4 protein-coding genes and 1 pseudogene are annotated in these 7,706 nt (G+C 76.8%); all 5 read left to right on the top strand.

Features of this window, described 5'->3' with window-relative positions:
• Positions 1-678: 678 nt before the first annotated feature.
• Complete coding sequence (gene steA / locus O4J56_RS24680; protein WP_270689062.1) at positions 679-1,884, top strand: putative cytokinetic ring protein SteA; 1,206 nt, start codon at positions 679-681, stop codon at positions 1,882-1,884.
• Positions 1,881-2,960: a copper transporter gene (locus O4J56_RS24675; RefSeq protein ID WP_270689061.1), complete on the top strand. Its 1,080-nt coding sequence runs from the start codon at positions 1,881-1,883 to the stop codon at positions 2,958-2,960. Before steA ends, O4J56_RS24675 begins: the two co-directional genes overlap by 4 nt.
• 94 nt (positions 2,961-3,054) lie before the next feature.
• Positions 3,055-3,996: pseudogene (locus O4J56_RS24670) on the top strand (hypothetical protein); the annotation flags it as partial.
• Between the two features lie 702 nt (positions 3,997-4,698).
• On the top strand, positions 4,699-6,348 hold the full coding sequence (gene murJ, locus O4J56_RS24665; RefSeq protein WP_270689060.1) for a murein biosynthesis integral membrane protein MurJ: 1,650 nt from the start codon (positions 4,699-4,701) through the stop codon (positions 6,346-6,348).
• Positions 6,317-7,393, top strand: a complete 1,077-nt coding sequence (locus tag O4J56_RS24660; protein WP_270689058.1) for a glycosyltransferase family 4 protein — start codon at positions 6,317-6,319, stop codon at positions 7,391-7,393. The genes murJ and O4J56_RS24660 overlap by 32 nt, the downstream gene beginning before the upstream one ends.
• Positions 7,394-7,706 lie beyond the last annotated feature (313 nt).

The following is a 7,706-nucleotide window of genomic DNA, read 5'->3' as shown; positions in this document are numbered from 1 at the left end:
CGCTAAAACCGGCCCGGTAGGGGCGTTTTCCCCGAGATCAACGAGGAGGGGCACCAGGGGTGCGGGCGCCACGAGCGCGGACGGCCACGCACCCACCCGGCTGCGCCGCCGCCAGGACCGCGAGCGGCCCGCCGCCCGGCAGGCAGGGCCCGGGAACCGCCCGGCTGTCGCCGTCGCTGCCATCCACGGTGACCACGCACACGCACCGTGGCCGACAGCGCTGCCGGAAGCGCCGCCGACCTTCGTCGCCGCCCCCGCCCGACACTCCGCCGACCTGCCGCTCGGCTGGGGTCCGTGAGCGGGGTACCTGCTTGGCCGCCCGCCGACCCGGACCGCGAGGGGCCTGTCGGACGGGAGGCAAGGCCTGGGAGCCACTGGCGTTCCGCCGTCGCCGCCCCATACGGCGACCATCCGCACGCCTGGTGGTCGACAACGCTGCCGCATGGGCCGCCGCCCTTCCCGGTCGCCGCCGTTTCGCCTCTTGTTCCGGGGGGCGCTACCCGGGGCGGCGCCCTCCGGCCGTCCTCCCACGTCCGGCGGCCAAAAGCGGCCATTGTGGCCGGATCGGCCTTTCTGCACGCGGGAACGGGTGGAGCCGGGGAGGCGATCACGGGGTGAACACGCCGTGTACCTCACCGTTATAACGATCACCCGGCCCCCCATGGCAGTATGCGAGCAATGAAGGTCCCGACGGCGCTCGGCGCCCGATTCTCGCGGTTCCGCCGCCCCAAGGACGGCGGCTCCGCCGGTGTGACCGCACCCGTCCGGGCGGACCGCCGCACCAAGAACCTCACCAAGCGCCTGCGCCCCGGCGACATCGCCGTCATCGACCACACGGACCTGGACCGGGTCAGTGCCGAGGCGCTGGTGGAGTGCGGCGTGTCGGCGGTGCTCAACGTCGCCACCGGGATCAGCGGCCGCTACCCCAACCTGGGGCCGCAGATGATCGTCGAGGCGGGCATCCCGCTCGTCGACGAGGTCGACCCGGAGGTCTTCGCCCGGGTGCGCGAGGGCGAGGTGCTCCACCTGGAGTGCGGGCGCCTGACCCGCGGGGGCGAGACGGTCGCCCAGGGCGTCGTTCAGGACGCCGAGTCGGTGGCCGCCGCCATGGACGAGGCCCGCGCCGGGCTGTCCGTGCAGCTCGAGGCGTTCGCCGCGAACACCATGGAGTACCTCAAGCGCGAGCGCGAGCTGCTCTTCGACGGCGTCGGCGTGCCCCGCATCGCCACCCCCATCGAGGGCCGCCACGTGCTCATCGTCGTGCGCGGCTACCACTACCGCGAGGACATCGCCGCCCTGCGCTCCTACATCCGCGAGTACCGCCCGGTGATGATCGGCGTGGACGGCGGCGCCGACGCGCTGATGGAGGCCGGGTACCGCCCGGACGTGATCGTCGGCGACTTCGACTCGGTCTCGGACCGGGTGCTGGGCTGCGGGGCCGAGCTGGTCGTGCACGCCTACCGGGACGGGCGCGCCCCCGGCCTCAAGCGCCTGACCGACCTGGGGCACGAGGCGGTGGTCTTCCCTGCCACGGGGACCAGCGAGGACGTGGCGATGATGCTCGCCGACGACTACGGGGCCCAGCTCATCGTGGCCGTCGGCACCCACGCCACCCTGGAGGAGTTCCTCGACAAGGGGCGCGCGGGCATGGCCAGCACCTTCCTGACACGGCTGCGGGTGGGCGGCAAGCTCGTCGACGCCAAGGGGGTGAGCCGGCTCTACCGCAGCCGGATCTCCCCGTGGTCCCTGCTGGCGCTGGTGGCCGCCTCGGTGCTCACCATCCTTGTCGCGGCCTGGAGCTCCCCGGTGGGCCAGGTGTTCCTGGCCAACGCCGGAGCGCGCTGGGACGCCTTCCTCTACTGGCTGACGGGGCTGTTCTCGTGATCGACTTCCGGTACCACCTGGTGTCCATCGTCGCCGTCTTCCTCGCCCTGACCGTAGGGCTGGTGCTGGGCACCACCATGCTTCAGGACCCCCTGCTCAACACCCTCAAGTCCGAGACCTCCGAGCTGCGCGAGCAGAGCGAGACGCTGCGCACGGAGAAGGAGCGGGCCGAGTCGCTCAACGACGGGGGCGACCAGATGGCCGCCGTCTACGCCGAGGACATGCTCGACCGGCGGCTGGACGGGACGGGGGTCGTCGTGGTGTCGGCGCCCGGCGCCGACGAGGAGGTCCGCAAGGGCCTGCAGGCGCGCGTCGAGCAGGCCGGGGGCACCGTCGAGGGCCACCTGGCCCTCGCCGACAAGTACATCGACCCCGACCAGGCCACTTTCGTCGGGGAGCTGGCCGACCAGCTCGCGGAGGGCGCCGACGAGTCGGGCGCCGGCGGTGGGCCCTATGAGAGGGCGGCGGCGCGGCTGGCCGACGCGCTCGGGGTCGCCCCGGAGCCCGAGGGCGGCGAAGAGGGCGAGGACGGCGGCTCCGAGGACGAGGAGGGCTCCGAGGAGGGCGGTGGCGGCATCGACGGAGAGGCGGTGCTGGCCGGGTTCGCCGAGGCGGGGCTCCTGACGGTGGAGGGCGAGCCCGCGGACGCCGCGGACGCCGTGCTGGTGGTCGCGCCCGCGACCCCGTTCCCGGCGGGCGCCTCGCCGTCGCCCGAGGGCGAGGCGGCCGAGCCGCCCGGCAACGACGCGGTGCTGCCGCTGGTGGCGGCGGTCGGCGAGGACGGCCCGGCGCTGCTGGCCGGGGACGCCTCGGCGGCGGGCACGGGCGGGCTGATCGCGCGGGTGCGCCGGGAGGGGGCGCCGAGCGCCACGGCGGACGCGACGGGGCGCTCCTCCGGAGACGTGGCGGCGGTGCTGGCCCTGGCCGAGGCGATGGAGGGCGACCCGGGCCACTACGGCACCGGGGAGGAGGTCGACGGCTTCCTTCCCGACCCTCCGCCCCCGGCCCGTGAGGCCGACGAGACGGGCGAGCGGACGGAGAAGACCGCCGACCGCCGCACCCCCCAGGCCGGGTAGGGGCGCGCTCCGGGAGCGCGGTGGCCCCGGCCCGGGACAGCAGGCCCGTGTAGCAGGCCCGAACGTACGGAAGCAGGAGTGAAAGCGAGCCCCCATGCCCCTCTTTGATCGGAAGGCTCCGGACGGGGCCGCGTGCCGACAGGCGGACGCCGCGGCGGGTCCCGGAGCGCTCGGGCGCCTCGCCTCCGCCGCCGTCGCCGCCGGTGTGTCCGCGGCGGCCGCCCGCGCCGCCTACGCGCTTCCCGGCCGCACGCCCGCGCGCTCACCCGGGGGCGACCTGTTCCGCCTGCCCGAGCACGTCCGCGACATGTGGACGCGCACGAACTTCCGCGGTGAGCCCGTCACCCTCGTCGAGGGCCCGGCCGTCGCCGTCGGCGCCTGCGCCGGGGTGCTGGCCGCCCCGGGGTTGGGCGGGCGCGAGCGCGCCGCCGCCGTCACGGCCACGGCGGGCGCCGCCGCCTTCGGCTGCTACGACGACCTGTCCGGTGGCGGCGAGGCCCGCGGTTTCCGCGGCCACCTGGGCGCCCTTGCCCGGGGAAAGGTCACCACCGGTGCGGTCAAGATCGCCGGGATCGGCGCGACCGGCCTGGCCGCCGCCGCACTGCTCGGCCGCCGCCCCCTCGACACCGTTCTCGACGGTGTGCTCATCGCCGGGACCGCCAACCTGGTCAACCTTCTCGACCTGCGCCCCGGGAGGGCGGGCAAGGCCGTGCTCGCGGCCGGTACCGCTCACCTGGCGGGACCCGCGGCCCCGGCGGCCGGGGCGCTGTGCGGGGCCACCGCTGCCCTGCTCCCCGACGACCTGGGGGAGCGGGCCATGCTCGGCGACGCCGGGGCCAACGCGCTCGGCGCGCTGCTGGGAACGGTGGCCGCGGCGGGCCTGCCCCGAAAGGGACGGGTCGCCCTGCTGGCGGGGACCGCCGCACTGACCGCCGCCAGCGAGTTCGTCAGTTTCACACGGGTCATCGACGCCACCCCGCCCCTTCGCCGCCTCGACCGCCTGGGGCGCCGACCGGGCCCGGCCGACACGTCCGCCGGGCCCGGGGAAGAGGGAGGCGACACGGCCCAGGGCGACTCCGCCGGAGCGACCACCGCTCCGGACGCGCCGGACACCCTCCAGGACACCCCCGACGGCCCGCCCCCGTCCGGTGGAGCGGAGGGCGAAGCGGTCGAGGGCAGGTCCGCCGGTGGCGCCGACGGGGGAACGGCGGGGCCTCCGAGAGGGGACAGCGGACTGCGCAGCGGCTCCTCCGGTGACGGTGTTGCGGACCTCGCCGGCGCGGGCGCCGGGCGGTCGGGGGGGAGGCCCGCGACGGTCGGTGTCGAGGGGGCGGACAGTGTTCCTGCTGCGTCCGTCGATGCTCCTACCGCTCCCGGTGCCTCCGGTGGGGAGATCGCGTCATCTACCGGTGAGCCGGGCAGCGACGGGACGGATGGCGACGGCGACCGCAACGGTAATGGCGACCGCAACGGTAATGGCGACGGCAGCGGAGCCGTGGACATCGGACGGACGGGGCAGGAGGCTCCCGGCGCGCGTACGAACGGCCGGTCTGACGTCCCCCTCGCGCGCTCCGAAGAGGCCGCGGTTCACGACGACCCGCCTGCCCTCCACGAACCGCCCGCCGACACCTCGGCGTCGCAGGCCGCGTCCCGTACCCGTGGCGGGAAGCGTGGGCGGGCCGCGCGCGACGCGGTCTCCGAGGGGGCCCCGGACGCCCCCGCCGACGGGGATTAGGCGGTGCGCCTGCGCCGCGCCGGGGCGGGCGTCGCCGGTGCCGCCGCGCTGATCGCCGCGGTCACCGCGCTGGCCCGCCTCGCCGGGTTCGGGCGCACCGTGGTCTTCTCCCAGACCGTGGGCGACACCTGCGTGGGCACCGCCTACGTGACCGCCAACCAGCTGCCCACCGTGCTCTTCGAGATCGCCATCGGCGGCGCCCTGGCCGGGATGGTCGTGCCCGTGCTGGCGTCGGCCGCCGCCCGCGGCGACCGGCGGCACGTCGCCGAGACCGCCTCGGCCCTGGTCACCTGGGTCGTCGTGGCCGCGGTCCCGCTCAGCGCGCTGCTCGCCGCCGCGGCCGTCCCGGTGATGGCGGCCATGCTGGGCCCCCTCCCCGGCTGCGACCGGGACGCGGTCCTGTCCCTGGCCGCGCGCTTCCTCGCGGTGTTCGCCCCCCAGGTGCTCTTCTACGGGCTGGCGGCGGTGCTCTACGGCGTCCTCCAGGCCCACCGCGCGTTCCTCGCCCCGGCGCTCGCCCCACTGGTGTCCAGCCTGGTGGTGATGGCCGCCTACGTGGCGTTCGTGCCGCTTGCCGGGGAGGAGGCCGCCGACGCGGCACGGCTGCCGGCGACGGCCGGGCTGGTGCTGTCGGGCGGGACCACGCTCGGGGTCGCCGCCATGTTCCTCACCGCCCTGCTCCCCGCCGCGCGGCTGCGCCTGGGGCTGCGCCCCCGCCTGCGCTTCCCGCCCGGTGTGGGGCGCAAGGTGCGCTCACTGGCGGCGGCCGCGCTGCTGCCGCTGGTGGCGATGCAGCTCAGCCTGCTGCTGTCGGTGGCGCTGGCCAACTGGGGCGGCGGTGCCGGGCACGCGGTGCTGTACAACTACGCATGGGCGCTGTTCACCCTGCCCTACGGCGTGGTGGCGGTGCCCATCGCCACCAGTGCGGTCACCGCCCTCGCGGTGCGCCACGGCGAGCGCGACACCGACGGGTTCGCCGCGGTGCTCTCGGCCGGGGTGCGGGCGGTGGTGGTGCTCACCGGCGGCCTGGCCACCGCGCTGGCGGCCGCGGCCGGGCCGATCGCCGCGCTCTTCGCCCGCCAGGACCCGCTCGCGTTGGAGCGCGCGCTGCCCGCCTACGCGCTGGGCATCGTCGGCTTCGGCCTGGTGGCGCTGCTGAGCCGGGCGCTGTACGCCTCCGGGCACGGGCGCCGCGCCGCGCTGGCGCAGATCTTGGGGTGGGCGGTGGTGATGGCCTCCGGGGCGGGCCTGGTGGCCGCGCTGCCCCCCGATTGGACGGTGGCGGCGCTGGGGGCGGGCGCCGCCCTCGGACTGACCCTGTCCGCGGTGCTGTTGGGCGCCGGGGTGCGCGCCGCCCACGGCCCCGGGGCGCTGGCCGGTGCCGGGCGCTCACTGCTGGCGGCGGCGCTGGGCGCGGCCGCCGGGTTCGCCGCCGGGTGGTGGTCGGCCGGGCTGCTGGGCGACTACGGTGCCGGGGCGGCCCCGGCGCTGGTGGCGGTGGCGGTGTCGGGCGGGATCGCGCTCGTGGGGTTCGGGGCGGTGGCCGGGGCGGTCGACGTGCGGTCGGTGCGCGCGGCGGCGGCGAGGGTGAGAGGACTGACGGCGAGGAAGGCGGAGCGGGATGCGGATCGCACTGGTCCTGGGCACCAGTAGCGGCGGGGTGGGCAACCACGTGCGCTCGGCGGCCCGGCTGCTGGCCGGGCGCGGGCACCGGGTCGCGGTGCTGGCCCCGTCCGAGGTGGGCGGGCTGTTCGCCTTCGAACGGGTCGGCGCCCGCTTCGCTCCGGTGGAGATCGGCGCGGGACCCCGCCCCCTGCGCGACGCGGTGGCCGCCGCCCGCCTGTCCGGGCTGGTCTCCGGAGCGGATGTGGTGCACGCGCACGGGGTGCGGGCGGGGGCGCTGTGCGCCTCGGCGGGGGCTGGGCCCCTGGCCGTGACGGTGCACAACGCGCCTCCGGACCTGTCCGGGCCGCGCGCGCTGGTCTACCCGGCGCTGGAGCGCGTGGTGGCCCTGCGCGCCGACGCGGTCCTGGGCGTCTCCGGTGACCTGGTGGAGCGGATGCGCGCCCTGGGGGCGCGCCGCACCGACCGGGCCGTGGTGGCCGCGCCTCCGCTGGCGCCGCCGGAGCGCCCCCGGGCGCGGGTCCGCGCGGAGCTGGGCGTCGGTCCCGACCGGCCGCTGCTCCTGGTGGTCGCCCGCCTGGCCGCGCAGAAGGGCCTGGAGGTGCTGCTCGACGCGGTGCCGGCGGCGGTCGCGGGCGGGACGCGCCCGATCCTGGCGATCGCGGGCGAGGGGCCGCTCCGTCAGGGGCTGGAGCGCCGCATCCGCGCGGAAGGGGCGCCGGTCCGTCTGCTGGGGCACCGCACGGACGTGGGGGACCTGCTCGCCGCCGCTGACGCGTTCGTCCTGCCGAGCCGGTGGGAGGGGCCGTCGCTGGTGGTCATGGAGGCGCTCCGGGCCGGGCTGCCGGTGGTGGCGACCCGTGTCGGCGGTATCGCCGACCTGTACGAGGACTGTGCGCTGCTGGTGCCGTCGGGCGACCCGGCGGCGCTCGCGGCGGCCATGCGCCGGGTGCTGGAGGAGCCGGGCCTGGCCGAGCGCATGTCCGACCGGGCCCGCGAGGCCGCGAAGCACCTGCCGACCGAGGACGACACGGCCGACCAGCTCGAGGCGTTGTACGACCGCCTGACGCGGTGAGCCGCCCGGCCCACCCCGGCGCACCCCGGGCCGGTCCGGGCCGCCGGAGAGCGGCCCGGCGTGCGCGCCGCCGGTCCGACACGACGTGTTTGACGCGACATTGGCGCATACGGTGTTCACGGAACCCGGAACGGGTGGCATCATTGGGGGCGGATCCGCGGAGGCGCGGGCCTCGTTCCGTGTGCCCTCCCGAGATCCGGCGTGAGGGGAGTATCCCTATCCGACGGCGGTGTCGTCATCACGGTCCGCAATGGCGCGGGCCCGGTGCCGCCGGTCCCTGAGATGAGGCAGGCCTTCGGTCTGCCAACAGGGG

This window comes from Nocardiopsis endophytica (assembly GCF_027706725.1).
Classification (GTDB): Bacteria; Actinomycetota; Actinomycetes; order Streptosporangiales; family Streptosporangiaceae; genus Nocardiopsis_A; species Nocardiopsis_A endophytica.
The sequence above is the reverse complement of the archived record's forward strand: the minus strand, read 5'-3'. Positions and strand labels throughout refer to the sequence as shown.